16 protein-coding genes are annotated in these 19,009 nt (G+C 56.1%); 3 read left to right on the top strand and 13 right to left on the bottom strand.

The features are described from left to right. Positions 1 to 330: 330 nt before the first annotated feature. From RL_RS36905 to RL_RS11050, 5 genes are all read right to left on the bottom strand, one after another. Complete coding sequence (locus RL_RS36905) at positions 331 to 5,790, bottom strand: DUF4011 domain-containing protein (protein WP_162039365.1); 5,460 nt, start codon at positions 5,788 to 5,790, stop codon at positions 331 to 333. Between the two features lie 151 nt (positions 5,791 to 5,941). After that, positions 5,942 to 7,255 (bottom strand): HEPN domain-containing protein, encoded by a 1,314-nt coding sequence (locus tag RL_RS11065; protein ID WP_011651734.1) that lies wholly within the window; start codon positions 7,253 to 7,255, stop codon positions 5,942 to 5,944. A gap of 278 nt (positions 7,256 to 7,533) precedes the next feature. Continuing rightward, positions 7,534 to 8,247, bottom strand: a complete 714-nt coding sequence (locus RL_RS11060) for a hypothetical protein (protein ID WP_244432368.1) — start codon at positions 8,245 to 8,247, stop codon at positions 7,534 to 7,536. Next, the gene (locus RL_RS11055; RefSeq protein ID WP_011651732.1) at positions 8,205 to 8,939 is read right to left on the bottom strand and encodes a hypothetical protein; all 735 of its coding nucleotides are present in this window, start codon (positions 8,937 to 8,939) and stop codon (positions 8,205 to 8,207) included. Before RL_RS11055 ends, RL_RS11060 begins: the two co-directional genes overlap by 43 nt. A gap of 228 nt (positions 8,940 to 9,167) precedes the next feature. Beyond that, a complete protein-coding gene (locus RL_RS11050) occupies positions 9,168 to 10,097 on the bottom strand; it encodes an ATP-binding protein (RefSeq protein WP_011651731.1) in 930 nt (309 codons plus the stop codon). Positions 10,098 to 10,366: 269 nt separating this feature from the next. Between RL_RS11050 and RL_RS11045 the strand changes: the two genes are divergently transcribed. Together RL_RS11045 and RL_RS11040 are read left to right on the top strand one after the other, a co-directional pair. Then, the gene (locus RL_RS11045) at positions 10,367 to 10,561 is read left to right on the top strand and encodes a hypothetical protein (protein WP_041936300.1); all 195 of its coding nucleotides are present in this window, start codon (positions 10,367 to 10,369) and stop codon (positions 10,559 to 10,561) included. A 111-nt stretch (positions 10,562 to 10,672) separates the two neighbouring features. Continuing rightward, positions 10,673 to 10,999 carry a hypothetical protein gene (locus RL_RS11040; RefSeq protein WP_041936299.1) on the top strand — a complete coding sequence of 109 codons (327 nt, stop codon included), beginning with the start codon at positions 10,673 to 10,675 and terminating at the stop codon, positions 10,997 to 10,999. 541 nt (positions 11,000 to 11,540) lie between these two features. Here the strand turns inward: RL_RS11040 and RL_RS11035 are convergent. From RL_RS11035 to RL_RS37445, 5 genes are all read right to left on the bottom strand, one after another. Further along, positions 11,541 to 12,161 carry a hypothetical protein gene (locus RL_RS11035; protein ID WP_011651728.1) on the bottom strand — a complete coding sequence of 207 codons (621 nt, stop codon included), beginning with the start codon at positions 12,159 to 12,161 and terminating at the stop codon, positions 11,541 to 11,543. Between the two features lie 157 nt (positions 12,162 to 12,318). Continuing rightward, complete coding sequence (locus tag RL_RS11030) at positions 12,319 to 12,861, bottom strand: hypothetical protein (RefSeq protein ID WP_011651727.1); 543 nt, start codon at positions 12,859 to 12,861, stop codon at positions 12,319 to 12,321. An 87-nt stretch (positions 12,862 to 12,948) separates the two neighbouring features. Beyond that, entirely contained in the window at positions 12,949 to 13,104 is a 156-nt protein-coding gene (locus RL_RS40135) for a hypothetical protein (protein ID WP_173364438.1), read from the bottom strand. A 44-nt stretch (positions 13,105 to 13,148) separates the two neighbouring features. Further along, the gene (locus RL_RS11025; protein ID WP_011651725.1) at positions 13,149 to 14,204 is read right to left on the bottom strand and encodes a hypothetical protein; all 1,056 of its coding nucleotides are present in this window, start codon (positions 14,202 to 14,204) and stop codon (positions 13,149 to 13,151) included. Between the two features lie 85 nt (positions 14,205 to 14,289). Beyond that, the gene (locus RL_RS37445; protein ID WP_011651724.1) at positions 14,290 to 15,135 is read right to left on the bottom strand and encodes a thermonuclease family protein; all 846 of its coding nucleotides are present in this window, start codon (positions 15,133 to 15,135) and stop codon (positions 14,290 to 14,292) included. 114 nt (positions 15,136 to 15,249) lie between these two features. Between RL_RS37445 and RL_RS39835 the strand changes: the two genes are divergently transcribed. After that, positions 15,250 to 15,474: a hypothetical protein gene (locus RL_RS39835; RefSeq protein WP_157865197.1), complete on the top strand. Its 225-nt coding sequence runs from the start codon at positions 15,250 to 15,252 to the stop codon at positions 15,472 to 15,474. A gap of 48 nt (positions 15,475 to 15,522) precedes the next feature. Here the strand turns inward: RL_RS39835 and RL_RS11020 are convergent, their stop codons facing one another. The 3 genes from RL_RS11020 to RL_RS11005 all read right to left on the bottom strand — a co-directional run bounded on the left by RL_RS11020 (position 15,523) and on the right by RL_RS11005 (position 18,840). Then, on the bottom strand, positions 15,523 to 16,296 hold the full coding sequence (locus tag RL_RS11020; protein WP_011651723.1) for an SOS response-associated peptidase: 774 nt from the start codon (positions 16,294 to 16,296) through the stop codon (positions 15,523 to 15,525). A gap of 567 nt (positions 16,297 to 16,863) precedes the next feature. Beyond that, positions 16,864 to 17,331, bottom strand: a complete 468-nt coding sequence (locus RL_RS11010; RefSeq protein ID WP_041936297.1) for a hypothetical protein — start codon at positions 17,329 to 17,331, stop codon at positions 16,864 to 16,866. Positions 17,332 to 17,796: 465 nt separating this feature from the next. Continuing rightward, a complete protein-coding gene (locus RL_RS11005) occupies positions 17,797 to 18,840 on the bottom strand; it encodes a hypothetical protein (RefSeq protein WP_011651721.1) in 1,044 nt (347 codons plus the stop codon). Between the last annotated feature and the right edge of the window lie 169 nt (positions 18,841 to 19,009).

Below are 19,009 nucleotides of genomic sequence, written 5' to 3'. Positions count from 1 at the left end.
ACATGACCGAGAACGCAAAGCAACCGCCGCGCGGCTTCGCTTTGAGAAAGCTACCGTCGAGATAGCCGCTGAGCACCGTTTTGGCGACCCTTGTGTTCGATCCACTGAGATCGAAATGTTGGAAGAAGCAAGTCGGCTCGTCAAAGACGCTCGACCGAACAGCTGACGATCCTATCGGTTGTGGTATTTGCGACATAACTCCGCGAATTTCCGGACGTCATGATTTCGTTCATGAGGTTCTCTACTCACGCGACAGGAATTAGCGCGCGGCGAGCCCCGTAGCATGCTCGGCCGAGGGAACTCCTTCCAATGGAACGTCGATCACCAGATTTATCGGGATATCTTCTCAACCACCGCCTTCCGGATTAGGCTGCCGAGCAGGATTTCAATCTCCTCGCCTTCTTCCGTGTCTATCACGCCCTTCGCCAACGGCGCTGACTGGTTCACGATCCCACGCTCCGGTTGGCTTGGCTCCTTTACGATCTTGAACTGGTAGGTTTCCTGGTTTCTGTCGAGGTAGCGCAGACGGATGGTGTCCCCTAGCCTTGCGGTAATTGTCTTTGGAGCCGCCGATCGTGCGATGGGCTCGGGTTTGGGCTCGGGTAGCGTCAGCTTTGCCTGCCTGTCGTCCTCATGTGGACGTGGTTGGGCTGGCGACGCCGTCGATTGGGTGGGCGCAATCACGATCGGCTGCTGGGACAGCGGGCGGGTCGCGCGTGCCTTGAGCTCCGTCAAGCGGGCGGTGATCGCCGTGCGAAGGCGTTCGGCTTCCCTACGTGGATTGTCGAACCAGTCCGTGCTCCAAACACGGTGAATTTTCCAACCGAGGTTTTCGAGGACTTCCTGGCGATGACGGTCGCGATCGCGCGCCGATTTGGAAGAATGATATGTCGCGCCGTCGCACTCGACGCCCATGATGAATCCATTAGGCCATTCCGGGTGCCGAAGGCCGAGATCGATGGAGTAGCCAACGACCCCTACCTGCGGAACCGCGGTGCATCCCATGGCTTCGATCTGCTGGGCGATGTACTGCTCAAGCGGTGAATCAAATGCACCGTGCGTTCCTGTGGAAGATTCAAGGAGCCCGCCGGCGCTGTATTCGAGCCAACGCTTGAGCATCAGCGCCCCTTCGTTGCCTCCCTCTTCCGCCATGATGTCACCGCTTGTCATGGACGTAAATGTGCGGACCTGCTCCTTGGCGCGGCTGAAGAGAACGTTGAGACGACGCTTACCGGTCGCCCCGTTTAGCGGACCGAAAGCCTGGCGGATGCGTTCGCCGGGTGCAGGTGGACCATATACGGTCGATATGAAAATCACATCGCGTTCGTCGCCCTGCACGTTTTCTAGGTTCTTGACGAAGAACTCCTCGAGGCCGCCTCTCTCCGCGTTCCAGCGCTCGACATAGTCGGTCGCCTTCTTGTCTCTGGCGATAGCGTATTGAAGGCGCTCGTTTATGAAGTCCGATTGTGACTTGTTCATCGCTACGATCCCGAGCGACCGATTGGGATCGGTTTTCATGAAATTCAGAGCGGCCTCGACAACTGCCTCACCCTCGATGGGGTTTAGGCCAGCTTTGTAGATGCCCGACGTGAACGTCGAGAAGACGCCCATGGACGGATCGTCCTCGTTCGATGATGGGAAAACGACCAGATCGTCGTCGTACATCATCCTATTCGAGAATCTGATCAACGCAGAATGACGCGAGCGGTAATGCCAACGCAGCATCCTACGCGGCCGGAAAGCGCTGTTTGCCATTTCCAAAACCGATTCCTGTGTGACCGCGTCGGGGTTCTCGTCATCCTCGTCGTCGCCCGCGTAAATCTTATGGAAGAAGTTCGTTGGCGGTAACTGTTTCGTGTCACCGACGATCATGGCCTGATAGGCCCTATACAACGCGCCGATGGCATCCTCGGGAGGCATCTGGGATGCTTCGTCGATCACACAGATGTCAAAGTGGATCGACCCCTTCGGAATGAACTGCGCGACGGCAAGTGGCGACATGATCCAGCAAGGCTTGAGTTCAAGCAGTGCCCGGCCCGCGCGACGCGTGATATCTCGCAGTGGAACGCGAATTCGCCGCTGGCCCGCCAGGTGCTCAAGCAGCCCCATTTCAGCATAATCGGCAACGCGGCCGCGCGAGTTTCCCGTCGCTGGCCTTGCCTTCGAGATGAGTTCCGACCTGAGGGCCTTGCGTGACAGCTTCCTGACGTTGTCGTCGGCATGCTTGAATTCCGCTCGGATATCTTCGATCTGCTTGCCGGAATAGCCGGACAACTCCGACCCATATGTCCCGTATACGCGCTCTGCGGCTGCTCGACGCACGAGCGATTCGACCATTTTAGGAAGGTTATCCGATGCGGGGACCTGCCTTTGCAGCAGATCAACTGTTTCCTGCATCCCGTAGCGGGCAACATCAGTTCTGGCCTTCGAGAGCAGGATCGCTGTCTCCAGCCCTTCTCTATCTTCCGCCGCCTCAGACAGGAAAGCACTCATGGCAAATGCATCCGGGTGGATGGCGTTAACTTTGAGGTCGCACGCGGCCTCCAGCGACGCTTCGGCCAATGCAGCACTCGCTGCCTCCCCGGCGGCCACGACAGCATTTATCTCTGCGACCAGACGTGGGAATACTTGGTCCTGGAGAGATTTGCGAAGGATTTCACCGGATTTGCCTGCCTCTTCAAGCAGAACGCCAATCGCAACAAGCGGCCTCGCTGCGGGAACATCGGTTTTCCAGCCTGCGAAGCGTCGCCCGAGTTTCGCTGCCTCAGGGAAAGAATCCAGTTGGACAAGCGTTGTCCGTAGGCGATCAACGTCGGCCGACAGCGACCGCATCGCCGACGGCGGAAGTACCTTTCCCGCTGGCCGCAAGTGGGCCTCCAGACGCGACAGCTCCTCGTGGACCTCACGCAGTCTCGCGAGAACCGCAGACGAGTCCCTGCTGAATCCCTCGACCGCCCCGAGCTTCGTCTCGGGAAGCAAGTCGCCAACGGCTGGCATGCTCTCGACGAGATCGGCGTCTGCAGTCTTCAGGAAAGACCTGATCTCGCGATGTTCGAATCCCGGTAGCGCCTTGTCGATGGCCTCGTAGAAGCGGATCAGTTCTTCAAAGGTCTGGAAATCAGTATCCCGCCCCTCGAAGCTCGGGCCGAACACTCCGCTTCGGATCGCCCGTTCGTTGAACGTTTCCTCATCTTCCAGGAAGGTTTGCAGTTGTTGGAGATCAGCGATTGCTGTGTTCTTATCGAAGGTGCCCCGCTTTGAAATCGACAGGTAAAACGCCTTCGCCTGCTTAAAAGCCCCTGAAAGAAAGCTGAATGCTCCGGCTTGTCTGATTGCAGAGAGAGGGCCTTCGATCTCGGACGCCTTCAGACGATTTTTAACCGTCACGGTCGCACTCAATTCCGTGTGCCGTTGGCGGATAACAATCGCGCGTTCCAACAGGCCTTTTAGGGTCTCGATCGAGGCAGGGTCGATCAAGCTGGCGCGGCGTTGCGCGACAACGCGTTTGCTTGTTTCCGACCATATCCGGACAGCGTTGCGAACATCTCCGACTGTCCACTCCCCGGCTCCCGAAATTCGGTGTACGAAAGCCGAGACACCGGTAACAAGCCTTTCTGCCGCAGCCGTTGCGCTCAGATGGAACTCTATTTGCAGCAACCGATCGGATGCGTCCAATTTTCCGATTCCGTTGTCCTTGCAGACATCTGCGATGCGGGCGAGCGCCTCTGCGAGGTGCGGCATCTGAGGATCGTTGACCACTTTTCCAAGGTCTGCCGCCTTCGTTTGGGCGACCACACATCGATCCAGGAATTCCGAGATCGTTGAGGCGGAGTCCATGACGGCGACCACGATATCGTCGTCCGACAGGAATTGAGGATTCCGTTCGGCGAGACGATTTGCCCACTGCGCCAGGTCGGCAATGTCGACGAGCGTGAAAGCCGGAATACCAGTCCGTTCGCCCAGCGCGGTGCATGCTTCACCAAGCGTCCGATAGGCCGCCGCGGCCTTTTCGGTTCGGGCGATGATTGAGTTCATTTTGAATGGACTTGTGTCGAGAGAAGTAGTCCCGCGCCAATATGAGCGCTTGGCGGCATCCGTGGATGATATCTGTGCAAGCCTTCGGACTGACTCAACCAGGCTGCTGATCTCGTGCTCCTTGAGGTCGGCTGTTGGCAGCCGATGCTCTGAAACGGCGGTCGGAGCGAGACTCATCAAGGCGTCTTGCGTCGCTATCGCCGCGCCCAAAACCGAGTGAACCGATCTGCCGCTTCCGTTCCATTCTTCGGAAAGGATGCTGACGTAGCGTGCGAGACGGTCCCGCGCCGCTGTGTACCTTTCTCGTTCTTGTTGCAGATAACGGGGAGACGGCTCGACTACATCAAGGCGGGAGCGGAGCGAGTCCATGAACTCCTCGCGACTCCCCTTGCCCGCGAGAAGCGGCAGGACGAATTCTCCCAACCCGACCTCTTCGAGGCGAGAATGGACCACCTTGAGAGCTGCGGACTTCTCCGCGACGAAGAGCACCTTCTTACCCTTCGCCAGCGCCGCGGCGATCGAGTTGACGATCGTGTCTGATTTCCCGGTCCCAGGCGGACCTTCGACGGCGATGTTGTTGCCTTTTACGAGATCGACCAGAACGCTGAACTGAGAAACGTCCGCCTTCTTCACCAGGTACGGCACCTGGACCTCAACATCCGGCGCATCGACTTCATATTCGTTCGCGATCGCGCCGGTCTTTCCAACCTCGGAGCCAACAAGCAGGTTCTCGATGACACTGTTTTCGGAGAAATCCGATACCGCCGTATCAAGGTCCTCGTACATCGCCATACGTGCCGCCGGAAACACACCGAACACGATCCACCGACGAACCCGCCAGGCAACCTTGGTCTGCTCGACCGCTGACACTTCTTCGAAATAGGCCTCAAGAGAGCCTCCGCCGAAAACTGGCAGTTCGATGTCGAATTCGCGTCGAAGCTTCTCGCGCAGCACGAGGTTGGTCTCAGCTTCCTCCCCTGCTCCTTCAACGGTGAACAGCGGACCTGCTGCAGTCTTCTGTCGCGACATCGTCGTTGGCAACAGAACCAGTGGCGAATAATAAACCCGGTTGTCGCCGCGCTTCGGGTCCTTCCACTCAAGGAAGCCAAATGCGCCTCGAAGCAGGTTCAGGCCCGTTTCCTGTTGCCAGGTTTTGCCCTTAGCCATAAGGCCGTTGAGCTTGCGCTCCAAATCCGGTCCCAGAAGCAACGTCTGGATGTGATCGTCGTCGTGTTTCGGGTCGATATGTTCACTCGGTGCGGGCAAATCGAACCCGGGATTGATGTCGTGATTGCGTGCATGCTGCGTGAGAGACTCGTCCTTCCGCACAATCCGCTTGGGCATTCCAAGGTTCTCGCGGATACGGTCCTTTAGGTCCCGCTCCAACTGACGCACGAGATCAGGATACTCGACGGCATCCGCGTTAAGCTTCGATTGTTGCTCCAGGTAGAAGGCATCTGTCACGAGCCCTATAGCGAACGCCTCGAGAAATGGTGCACTCTGTTCGTCCGGGGGCCCATCCTCGAGCGGTGGCAGAGCACGAAAATTAAACGAGCCGTCGGTAGACAGCGTAAAGAACACCCTGTCAGGAAGTTCGTCGATAACGCGAACGTACCCAGCAGAGCGCGAACCAAAACTCAACGAGACCAAGGGGTTTTTTGCGGACAGATCAAGTAGTCGCGGTCTGATCTCATCGATCTTCGACCGCACCAACTGGCTAAAATCCTGCGTTCTGGAAGAGATCGCGTCGGACATGGGGGACTCGCATTGCATTAGTATTTGCGAGGTGTCTCATGCGAAGGCTGTGCAAATCAAGCGAGAATCCCGTTGTTCACATTGCTACTCATAGATTGCGATAATGACGTGATCGTAAAGCCTCAGTCTTGGCGCAACTGTTCTCGCTAGGTCAGTTACCCTCATTCGGAACGAGCAACGCCTTCCATTTTCCTCCGAAAGTCGCTTCCTTTATGTCCGTGAGAAAATCCTCGTGCTTCTGCGACAGATCGACCTTGTGAAGTACGAGGTGGGCTAGATTCCATGCAATGTAGTGGATGTTGTTCAGCTCTAGTTGGGCGACACTACGATGCCCAGTGTGGACGATGCGCGACCGCAATCCGTACAGCTTCTTGAGGGCCGTATAGAAGGCAAACCGCGTCGTTTCATTTGAGGTCCACATGACGCCGGCAGCCCGAGCAATGGTATCAGTGATCGGGGCGTCCTTGTCGCCTCCAGTGAGGAGGGATTCGATAGCGGTGAAGAACAGGAGGACTCGCTCGGCTGGCTCCTTCGCCTGCCTCGCCCTTGTCATCCAACCCAACATCTGCTGGAAACGCTCGGCGACCGATTTGTTGTCTGGATTGAAGACTTTCCTGGCCACTTCGACCACTGACGCACTTTCAAATATTGTCGCGATGCCCTCGTCGACTTCATACCACGTGGGGGCTGTTCCACCGCCGAAGCTCGGCCCCTCTGGCCCAAGAGTAAGGCCTTCCATACTCCATTGATACGGATTGATTGGATGTGGCTCGACATCAGCCAATTTTGGAAACAGGCCTGGCTGCGTCTTGTATTGCAGCCTGATAAACGAGACTGCCACATCGATGAGCCATTGCGCCTGTACATCGAGAATTTTCGGCATCCCTCGCACAGAGACATCCCAACATACCTCGGGTAGATGTATAAGAGCCTCGCGGTCCCCATCCTCCTCTGTATAAGTGAATGCATTATTTCCCTTCGTTTGTTCGGAAATGCGGATTGCATCGTATTTGGCCGCTACCTCTTCAGCCAACAGCCTTCTGCTTACGATACGAACCGGGCCAACACGCACATCTTCTATCTCACCGCTAAAACGAAAGAGCTGGTTCGGGCGGATTTTCCTGTACTCGTGGTTGGCGGCATCCCTGATCGCAGCGACAACAGCAGCAGCCACTGTTTTCGAAGGTACTGTGACGTCGCTATCAAAGACCGTGTTTCGCGCGACCTCGTCCACAGTCTTGTCATGAATGCTCGAAGAACCGAAATCTTTGATCGCTCGATCCGAGAGCGCGCGAGCTGCCGCCAGAAGTTCATCGGTAAATTCGACAACGCCATGTGCCCCGCTGCTGAAGCCCCTTCCTCGCCCTTGCAATAACTCGCGAAAATCCTTGTCACTTTTCACGATCGCGGCTCGAAAGGCTTCTACATAGGCTTGAGCTGCATGCAGTATCTGCTGGTTGGTCATTTTTCGAACTCGTCAACGGGGAAGAGAAACTACGAAGTTCCATATTTTCTCGTCCAGATAGTTCTCGGCCGCGCTCTCGGCACTGAGGCAGATCAACTGGATAGGATCATCGTTGGAAAGTAATATGATAAGTTTTCCGGCTTCTCTCATCGTGCCCTGTGCTGCTCTCTTCCAATGTCCCGACCGTGCCGTACCGCTCCCACGAGATGTCTTCCATCTACCTTCGCTCCGTTCTCAGGTGATGGAAAACCATGTCCCGCAGAAATGCCAGCAACAAGTCAGGGTTCTGCGAATGTTATCTCGAGTTTCCTCGAAATGAGCCGTTTCGCACGCGCGCAGAACGCGATGACGGCTTCCTTCGAGGTCATCTGGGCAAGCGGCACGTCGAGCTGGGAGGCGGCAAGGACGCCTTCCTCCATGGTGATAAGGCCGTCTTCGTCCGGGTCCTCGATATCCTCGGGCCACGGGGCGTTTCCCCACACGTGGTGAAACCAGTTTTGCCACTCCGGAACCTCCTCGACGCACTTGAACACCATGATCGAAAGCTTGCTGTCGGCGGTCTCCACGGGAGCGAACCGCGAGGCGTCGGGCTCGATGCGTCTGTCCTGCATCTCCCAACCGGTGTCCGTGAGAATCCTGACCTCGACCAGCCAATCGCCGACACCCGGACGCGATCCTCCTCCGTCTCTCGGAACGAGAAGGAGGGATGACCTGTAGAGGGGCAGAAAATGCCAACCCCAGTGGTTGCGCGGGTCGGTCCTGGCGACCGGGACAGCCGTGAGCTCACCAGGCTTCCAGTTATAGAATTCGGTTTCGGGAAATCGCTGGCCGATCAGTGTCAGCATGTCGAGGCAGCGCCGCTGATAATCGGCGAGGAGGCGATAAGCGTGCCGGACGTCAACGAGCGCCGCGGCGAATGATTGTTCGTCGATGGACATGAGATCGCCTCTTATTTGAAATCTCTGAGGGCCGCTGATGCGGACGGGTTCCACGGACGGGCATTCCTGGCCATTGCTCCCGGGAGCTTGAGGTGCTGGTAGTCGGCGAGGCCGAGTGCCGCGACGACATCGTCGATGATCCTCGTCGTTGCGCGGGGCATCGGCTTTAGACGTTCCTCTTCGAGGGCGTCCAGGAGATTGTCCCAGCCGGCGGCGGCAACCTTGATCTCATGTCCCAGCGCCGAGACTTCGGCGGCGATCCGCTCAACGGTCACGTCTATCTTCCCTCCCAGGCCCCCGATGGCGCAGAGGAAGACGGCGTGACCGTCGTCGCCGTTGGCGTCATGATAAGCAACCCATTCCCTGGCCCATTGGCGCGCCGCTTGCGACGGATATTTCCAGAGCTTCGCTTCCACGATCAGCCGCACGGGCGTGGCAGGGTCGCCCAGCTTGAAATCGAGGAAGACATCGGGTTCCACCTTACCGTCGTCCTCGATCGCGTCACTCCATTTCGGCCAGAAGGCAATGTCCTCGAGTTCGGCGACCCTTAGGTCCGGCAGCGGCGCACCGAAAGTGCGCCGCATGATGCGCCACAGCACCTCGTCATCGAGATAGGCCAGCCGTCCGAACACGGAGGCGGTTAACAAGTCCTCCGAAATGCGGAAAGCCTTGCGCCATGAAACGCTTTCCTCGCCATTGGCCACCGGAAACCGGCCGGCTTTGCTACTGATGACCGCCTGTAGCATCCGTCCTCCTTGCGCTCGCGAGTGTCACAGGTGGCGCAAACCGGAAGCAAAGGCAAGCCCGAGTTGTGATTGCGGTTCCTACGTGATCCTTATAGTCTTCCCCCCAATGAGTTTGAATCTGCGGTAACACAGACGACGTAGAACTCGCCTCGGATCACGACCGCCCATTGTCGGCGACCACTTGCACGGCACTGGGCCGAACGAGCATCCCGAAATCTCGCATTCGCTTCAATTCTGGGAAAGCAAAGGCGCAAACCGAAGTGTGGTGCTCTTTGGCTGTAACGAGTGTTCAAGGGCCTTGATGTTCAGTTTAAGAGGCATCTGTCCTGCCATCCCGCTGAATATGCAGGTTCCCGTCGGGAGGGTTGGTATCGACTCCTCGGTCAGTTTATCGATGTAGGATACCGCACTAGCAATGGACTGCAGGTCTTTTTGATTGATCAGCCTGTGAATGAAGTAGTTGTGGGCCTGTGAGGTGATGGTCGGTGAGATGTCGTTCGGTCGCTGGCTGGCGATGGTTACGAAGACTCCGAATTTACGGCCTTCCTTGATGATCTCCTCGAACGTTTCGAGGCGATAGTCCTTCCAGCTCTCCGTCTCCCGCGAGGACTCGGTCGATAGGATATTGTGCGCTTCGTCGATGACGATGTTCAGGGTCTTGCCCTGGAAAGACGTCTTGTGTTCCTGATAGATGCGACGACACAGCAGCAGCGGGATCGTCTTCTTCATTTCCAGATTGACGTCGTTCAAATTGACGACGACCACGTTACTCGCAAAGACATCGCCTTGAATCGCCGGATTGAAAACCTTTCGAATGTCGTTCTGCTTGCTTCGCAGCTTATGGATAACAGGCGCGATATGTTCATTCTGGGCACGGTTTGCGAGAACGTCATAAATAAGCTGAACATACGAGAAGGTCACGAAGTCCGCGATAATGTCGTCCTCGAACACTAAACTTGCGACGTGCCCATAGACTGCCGTATTCTGGATCGCCGGCAAATTGCCACGGAGCCATTCCTGTCCGCACTTGTACTGGGCCGTAGTGTTGTGCCATTCGAGGTCCGAAGCGAGTTCAACCATGTTTCCGTTCTGGTCGTGCTCGGGAAGAACCTGCCGCAAGTAGTCGAACAGCAAATCCGCCCTGACCTTGTCCGACATTTGAAGTATCTGCGTAATCTGCTGCCGAACGATGTTTCTGAGATGCTCGGTCGGATCATTATGTGATGGAGCTACGCGGCCTGGTAGGCAAGTGCTTACTTATGGTTCCGAGTTGGAGCGAGCTTGTGCTGACGCCGACGTAATCAAATATATCGTGCCGCAAGTATGTGCCGGTGCACAACGTCGACGAAGATGGAGCAGTCGACGGAAATACCTGACAGGCGCTATGCTTGGCGAACCTTCCGGAATCACTAAATGGGAGCATCAGCATGCCAAGCCTCACCCAAATGACCGGATCATTGCATATTCATCAGTTCTATATCGGCAAGTTGAAAGCTAAACAGGAACAGCTTTTTGATAGCGATCCCGAATTGGCGATGCTTCTCGATAATGTGGCTGCCGTTCTGTCCGAGCACGCTGAAGTCCTGGCTTGCGACATCGCTGACATGGAATGCGATGATTGATAGGGCGTGGCAGCCATTGAGCCACTCAGTCTCTTGAATAGAATATGGACACAGACGCGAAAGGCCAGAGCCTCGTCCTGCGCCACAGCACGTCGGAAGGATCAATTTTCGATGATCAAGCCTGAACTCGCGTTCGCCATCATACTTATGAGCAACTTCGCAGCTCCGATCTTGGCTTTTATCGCTGGCCGCACATGGCCACGTTGCCGGAAGACATTGCATTTTTTGGCGGTGATCTGGGTGGTTCTGTCAGTATACGTATGCGACAGAGTGACGTTCACGCCAGATATCGCCGATGTGGGCGACGCCTCTTATGACGGACTAGATCAGTTTATATTCGTCGTCGCGATCTTCTTGCAGCAGCTGGCCATTCTAGTGACCTATATAGCTTGGTATGTGTGCAGCGCATTCGTTAAGCGGCAGCGGGCATCCCAATGACCAGACTGCCATATGGGATCGAGGCGGAGAGCAGTGCGCTCCTTGTGAATCGAAGCAGAAGTATCGTCGCCAAATGGCAAATGTCATCGCCTTCGTCGCGTGTTTGACTACTTTTCCGAGTTATCGCCGCTGTCTACGATGTCTCCCCATCCGTCAGCCGACAAATTTCAGAATGCCGTCTCCTGGCGCATTCCGGAATATGTCGGCCCAAACCGACGAATCGACTAGTTTCAGGCAGGACGTCGTTGAGGTGTTTGGTTCTGTGGCAGCCGCGGCCGTGACTGCGTGTCGCACCGCTGGCAGCGTGGGTTTAGGCGAGCGTCTGGTGGCGTTGAGAGCCAACTGATGTTATCTCTACGCCAGCAAGGAAATTCTCGTCGACAGCGCGACTTGCCGGCCAAGTCCGCATGTCTGCGATCAACGGCGCTGACCGTGCGGGTGCGATTGAAGCCCCCTTGCTATCGTCCTGACACGATAGACATCACGGCTGCCGTGGTTGCAAAGCGAGGCGAGATTTCTGTCTTCGACGATGACCAGCCATTTAGTACGGCGGATTTTGAATCGTCGCAAAGTTAAAAGTATCAACCATGGTAGCAATGGGGTCTGGGAAATACCGGTAAGTCGCAACGCGCTTTCCATGCACAATGTAGTCTTTTTGCTCGACGTCTCCCATCACGATCAGGGAAACCGTCACCCTGGAAGTTCCAAGCATCTTGAGGGCAACGATTTTTTCCTGGGGGTTCGGGCATTTTTCCCCGACGTCACACAGCCTGCCAATCAACCTCATTTGAGCGAAAGGCTCGAAACCTTGGAAAGACGAACCGCCTATGAACTTAACCATATCCTTGAAGGCCGACCATTCTGTTCCGGCGGTAATCCTCTCAAACATCGCGGCGGCATTTTTGAAGGTGAAGTCCTTTGCACCGAAAGGTGCGACCGAAGAGATCAAAAGCGTGACATGCTTTTCGCCGATCCAGCAGTCGATCCACAGATGGTTGTCGTCAGGCGCGTTGCGCTCGATGTCGCGACCTTTACAGGCTGGGTCGGCAGCCATGCTAGTGTTGGCTGGCCCCCTTATCAGCCACATGGCTGCGGATGATTTCTCAGCGGAGACAGCCCAAAGCGCCACAAGACATATGATTGCATTTAAAAATCTTGGCATCAAATTTCCTTTTCAGGCCCGTTGTGAAACTCATCCAGCGCCTACCTGTCAGACCCATTTTCCGAACCATCAAAGTCGCCACGCCGCCGAACGTTTCGGGGCGAGGCTCGATGGCGTGTTGCGCCACCGTATGCGTGTGCGCGATGGACAACCTCGCTCAGCCCCGTTGTGAGCTTTCAAAATACCGATTCACAATGACCTTGACCTCGCTTGAACTGTATCCTGGAACCCTGTGCGGTATCCCGAATGTCCTGTTTCGAAATGGCTGCCACTTGTACAGGTGTTTAAGTATCTCCGGATCAGCGTCCTTGCGCACGGTCAGATAGATCAGCCCCGCCCGCCCCGCCTGAGGAGTTTCAACGCGCTCGATCATCGACCATGGGATGAGCTTTGGCAGTTTTTGACCAGTGATGCCGTTGGGACCGATCACCATTACGGGTTTCGTGTAGTCCAATCGCCGGGCCTTCAGCGACACAATAATGATGCCGAAGAATAGCAGGATCGCGATCAGCCCATGCCCGACCCCGCTGGTGGGTCTGCTCATTTCGATCCACCCAACGGCGACGAGTGAGGTGTAGACGAATAAGAGCGCCAAGACGCAGATGACACTGATGACGGCCCTGATGCTTGGTCGCAATACGAGGACCGGCTGCGTAGCGCTCTGGTCGCGATTGGCAATAGAAGAATGGCCATCAGTCATCTTTATATCATCTCATTCGAGTGAGGGTGCGTCCCGACAGTATCCGCCAGCCGCGCACCCCTGTGACCCGAACGCCAATGCCGGGCGTCAAGTGCGGTACATGTAAAACAGCACGAGGGTGATGAGCATGATTACCATCGCGATAAATACGCGCTCCACCCAACGCATAAACACCGATTTCGATGAATTGCCCGTTAGCCACTCGCTCAGGATGTCTCCAAGGAAGAAAAGCAAACTGTCCATTTTTTTCCTGTAACCAGCTCCCAATTAACATTCACGGCTCCTCCTCACAGAGTGCTGAAGCCCGTCAGCACCCACAGCAACTGCTTACCGTCCTTCGACCACGTCGCATCCACCGACATGCTATATGGTATCGATCTGAAGGCCCGCCGAATGATGCCCGTGGTCGGGAATTTCGGACCGTCCTTGCGTATCGAGTGCACGCCGGTAACTCGCAACGTGCCATCCAGCTCTACATAAGGGCGAGCGCTACTGAAGTTCGGGTGCACGTAGAAACCTTGGGCTTCGAACCAGTCGGTTGCGTAGGATAGATTCTCGAAGGAGCCCAGCAGTCTGAACACACAGACCTCGGCTTCGTCCGCGTTATCGATCCGACCCCAGTCCATCTCCTTTAGGCGATCTGTCGACAACTCATTCGTTTCTGCCTTTTTGAGACAGGAAGATGGATCAGGGAAATCCATCATGGCGACCTTCTTGGACGCGGTCATTTCTCGTTCGAATCTGACATGAAATGGAGGCGTTCCGGGGTCAGGTTCGGGACCAGAACTGACCCAGAGCAGCTTGCCGCCATAATAGACATAGCCGGAAAGTTGGTAACCGAGATATGCCAGGACGACGTAGGCGGCATAGTTCAGCAGTTTACGGCAAGCATTGGGTTCCCGTGTCCGCCAGGCCTGCAGCCAATCACCTGCGGATTTTCCGGCGAGAAGCCAGTAGAGACACCCAGTTGCAGCAGACGCAAGCAGCGCGGCTGAAAGCCGTAAGGGATCAGTGATGGGGAAACCCGTTGCCAAAAGCCCGGCGATGATCCAGATGGTGAGATACCATCTCCAACTCTTCGCCGATTTCCATTCTGTCACCGCCAGAACGATCAGCAACGGGATTGTGCCATTGAAGAGATAGCCAGGCGCACGGAATACCACTCCCCACACGAGCGCATCGAAGACCAGCGGACCTCTCGGATTTGTGAGGCCTGCCTGAGGATGATCTGGGAGAGAAAGATGTGTCGGGATGGCGTTCAGAAACTCGAACAATGCCGCGAAAGCGACGATGCATAGGATTGTGACGAACGCGATCCTCGGCAATCGAACGAGGATTGTCATGTCAAATGTCCACGAAAGTCATCGCGCTTCGAGAGTGCGGGAAAGAAAAGGCTGCGCCCATTCGGCGGGCTTGTCGGCGGAATGATCATGATTGCTGCCCGCACCAGGGTCGAGGCGTTCTCGGACAGCGGTTTCCTTCACAGATGAACGGGACGGCAAGGCCCTCCCCGATCAGGATTTGTCCGACGTCGCGGCCGTCGACCTTTAAGACGCCGCAGCTACGTCCATGATTGCAGGCGTCCGTTCCTTCAGAACCGGCCGGACAAGCACACGGCACTTTTGTAAGCTGAAGGTTGGGGGATTTGACCAATTCCCTCAGCCGGGACGATGCACGCTCTCCCAGCTTGCGTTCATATTCACATTGGGGCGAGAACTTCTCCGGTGTGTTGAAACCAACTAGCCGTGTCCCTGCCCGCTCTCCTGCAACGTGGACCGTATCGCCGTCCGTGACGGTGAATGCTTGGTCGACCGGCCCCATTACATGCGACGACTTGCCGACCGTGCCAAGAAAGGATTGCACCGGTCCAGTTTCGAATACTGAGTAGAGAAGACCGACCATCACGATGAGCGCCACGACCACCGCGTCCCGGGCAAGCCGCCTGCGCGACCACCTGATCTGTCGTGACAGGAAGGAAGGAGAGCGGAAGCGCGGGCGACGTGTGTGCCGGGTCGTACGGGACGTCGTGACCCGATCTTGACGCGGCGTTCCATTGCCTCCGAGGATTTCATTCAGCTTCAGGAGTTGTTTATGGCTCAACCGTGCACGGTTGCCATATCTCTCCAATTTGGAGAGCACATCCGAGAGAAAGGTCCGCTGCCACGGGCTCAGAACCGCTTCCACCAATGCCCTGCGAATATTGGCTTTGAGATGTTCCGTCTCAAAGAGCGCGAACGTTGCGCCGCCTGGCTTCGAATCCGAATAGCTCTGCATCTAGCGAGACGATCCGATGCACCGAGTCGACTTTTTATAGTGAACCCAAATGGCAGCAAGAAAGGCGAGCATCGCGAAACAATACCAGCTGAAAATCAAAACAAGGAGCCATAGATGCTCGCCGTCGCGAAGGGCTACAGCCCCTGCGACCAGCGCAATATGAGCAAGGAGAAATCCAATCGTAATGAAGAGCACCCAGTGCAACCCTTGTTAGTAATTGATTGTACGCAAAACAACCGCCGCTTCCAAGATGGGGCTGCTCCCGGTTTAAAACCTGGTAAATGCCGAATTACGAAATGGGTCTGGCCTGCTGGGCAAGTGGTCGAGGATCGTTGCTAAAGAATGACCGCGCCCCGGAAAAGACGGCGCGATTGTGATGCCCATTGCCTAGAGAAGAGTCGGCTGGGACACCTGCTCCCCGGACGTGGTCACGATGGTCGAACCATAGGGCTCCCGTGAAGTCACCACGATCTGGTCATTCGGAAGCGGCCGGGCGAGCGCCTTCGCCTCCTCCCAGGGTGCACGCATCCATACGTCCACCTCTTCCTGCGTCAGCAAGAGGACCGGCATTGCCTTCGGGTGAATCGGTTTGACGACGTCGTTGGGATCGGTCGTCAGGAACGCATAGAGGTCGTCTGTGGTCAGGCCGTCTTTCACCTTCCGAACGCTTTGCCACTGGGGAACGTGAACACCCGCAAAAAACATCAGGGGCTTGCTTTCATCACGCGCGAACCATGCATTCGGCGTGCTTCCACCGTCCTGTTTGCTGGCGGGGTCGGGTTCGGCAAAGCTGGTTACCGGCACGATGCAACGGCTCTGCACACCGAACCATTTCTTCCAGTGGGGAACATTGAGGTTCCGGATGTTGGTGACGCCCTTGTCCGGCTCCATCCGGATGAGCATGTCCATGTCGACGGGTTTGCCCTTCTGGCGCAACTTCTCTGCCCGGGCCTCGGCCGCCTGCTTGATCACGAAAAATGGCGACGGCAAGCCCCATCTCGCATGGGCCAGTTGCTTGCGTCCGTCAGTTGTGTTGCGAACGATTGGCCCAGCTTGGTCCGGGTTCATCTGGTAGGCAGGCATGAGGTTGATCAGGCTCTCGGCATCCTGAGCCCATTTGCTAACCCAGTCTTTATCCTCCATGCGGTAGAGATTGCACATTGATCGCAACGACCTCCATTTCGCCTGGCCGATAGCCTAATCGTTCCGATCAGGACGTCAAATATTAGCCCATCACGCGATATTGGTGGGTTGCGATGCTTAGGGCTCCGGCCAAGAACCTGACGGGCACCGGCGCGTCGGAATGTTTTCGCCGAATAACGGCGACGTTGCCCCTCATGCTGGCAGTTGGTAGACGTGGATGCCGTTGCTGGAGCACAAAAGAATGCGACCTGATCCCGCCAATGCAGAAGAGACTGTCAAGGTTCTTGAGGCCAACGACCGCCTAAAGCGTGTTTGGATCGTCCAGCGATCTGATGGGGTGTACGTTCTCCGACCGGAAGAATGGTATCAAGACGTGTTCGAAGGGGAGATCGTCGCAGAAGGGTGGAAACCCATATATGGGAATTTCGGACTATTCGGAAGCGCCGACTTAGCCGGGAGTGAAGCGATCGCCAGTTTTGAATGGCTATTGCACTCTTCACGTACGAATATCTAGCATGCGGCAGAGATCGCACATTGATTGCAACGACCTCCATTACCCGGGAGCCAATGCGTTCGTACAGGACGTCAAACTCTCGGGTGAGAGCCCATATCATCGCCAGTGATATCGTCCGTCGGATAAAACTGACTTTCATGCGCCGATTCGGCCTCGGCTTCTTCAAGCTCGTTCGGGGAAAAGTGGTAGATGACGAGCTTGTCGAGAACATCGTCCACGTCCTGCACCATTCCGAGCAGGTCCATCGTCTTGCCCATATGGCCACGCTCACCGAACCTATCGAAGCACATGCCAGAGACCATATTGTGGAGGTCGAGCACCTTCTTCGTCGTCTCCGGCGAGAGATATGGTTCGTTCCCAAAATCGAGGGAATCGGACACGGCCTGCGCTCGACGGGACAGACCTTCCGACCGAGAGCTCGAACCATCTTCCGCGAAAACGTCATAGCACTGTCTGCCAACATGCTCCGCGTAGATCGCGATCTTCATGACATCGGAGGGCGAGATATTCTGATTGTGTCTGTACAAAATAGTGGGCATGCCAAATCCTCCACTCAGAAATGGGAATATCAGTTGCCGCATGGATGTTCCCATTTTGTTCTTTTTGACGGAGGAGTCAAGGGCGTTTTTTGTTGAGGACATCAGCGCAGCTTTTATCATTTGTAGCAACGATCCGTGAGAGTATGGACCGTTCTTGGACGGGCGGCGATGACCGCTTATGGCGCGAAGCAGTCGTCCCGTCGTGGCCACAGTCTTCGAAACTGCTTAAAGCATCTTGGTCAAGGCGGCCGGGACACCGCTTACGCCAAAAACTGGGCCTGAACGTTTTCTTGGTCCGGCCGCGAGCGGACAGCTGCTCCTACCTCCGATGGTAGGGTGATCCGATCTTGTGTCATTGCAGCAGTGAACGTTGAACGCCTATTGCTACCTTTCCTTCTGGCAAAGATTGATGATGCCCCGGGGACTGTACGGCGGAGCGCCTTGCCGCGCATAGCGAATGAACGTTCATGGTTTGAGAGAATTGAAGATCGCTCGGGCATTGGCCGCGACGACCACCGACTGTTTTATGAAAAGCTCGGCTGTGGTTCTGAATTCGTACGAGATGGCGAGCTGTTCTGATAACTCCTCTGTTGCCGTGCAGGAGAGCCAAGGTTGGCTTTTGGATCGATGGTCGTGGCATCGAGCGAAATATCCGTCCGGCCGCTGCAGATAGAAGTCGTTTTGGGAGCGATAGGTTCTGAGGCCATCGGACGCCACAATGGCCTGGTTCTTCAACATGACCTCACGTTCGCGGACCGAGGGATCGAAGCCCGGAGCCTTGACGGAAACCGTCATTTGGACAGGCTTGTCGGGAATAACGTCGGTCGGGATCAGGTGGCAAGCCATCTCGGCCCAGGGATACTCCGGTTGAGGACGTGAGCAGAACGGTCGTTTGGTCTCCATTTCTCGCCGCGCCGGACTGCCATCCAGCATGAAGACCACGGACTTCAAGGTCGCGTTGCCTCCATCCGCCTCGCCACAGAAGGCGCGGGCATCTGGATTGCTCCAGAGAATGTAATGCTCGTCACTCATTCCATTGCCGAAGAGCAAGATACCAGGCGCGACCGGAATCGCGACAGCGACATCGGCAATCCGGGCCGGATGCAGGTTGTCGAGACATGCGGCAGCAGGCGGCGCATAGCGAGCCTCCCTGATTTTCTGCTGGGTCCAGGTGACTGCGAAATAACTTCCGAAACCTAAGATGAAGACGGCAGGAAGCACGTATACGGCCCGTAGCGCCCGCAGTCGGGTCATACGGCCGATCAACACAACTCCACTTGCTATAAAACCGCTGGCGGCACCAATCATCGCGAATACCACGAGGATGATCCCGAATGCCACGCCGGCCCCGTCCGAGGCATTGACACTGGCGTATTCTGTTTTGACCAGACCTGCCGCCACGAGCCCAGCGGGTACGAGCAACCACCAACGCCGCCAGAAACATAAGGCAAGGAAGCCAATGGCGTAGGGTACGCCTACGAAACTGAGAAAGTGCCCGAGGTAGTGCATGAAGTCATCGTGTTCCGCGCTGGATGATGCTTCTATCGCATCAACCTAAAGACGAACCATGAATAGCTTCGGTTAAATTGCACGCAAAAGAGAGTTCGCGGCGATGATGAGTGGCGAGGCCTGTTAAAAAGTAGGCGCGGGCGGAATAGCCGTTTGGCGACAGGCAAGG

This window comes from Rhizobium johnstonii 3841, assembly GCF_000009265.1.
GTDB lineage: Bacteria > Pseudomonadota > Alphaproteobacteria > Rhizobiales > Rhizobiaceae > Rhizobium > Rhizobium acaciae.
The sequence above is the reverse complement of the archived record's forward strand: the minus strand, read 5'-3'. Positions and strand labels throughout refer to the sequence as shown.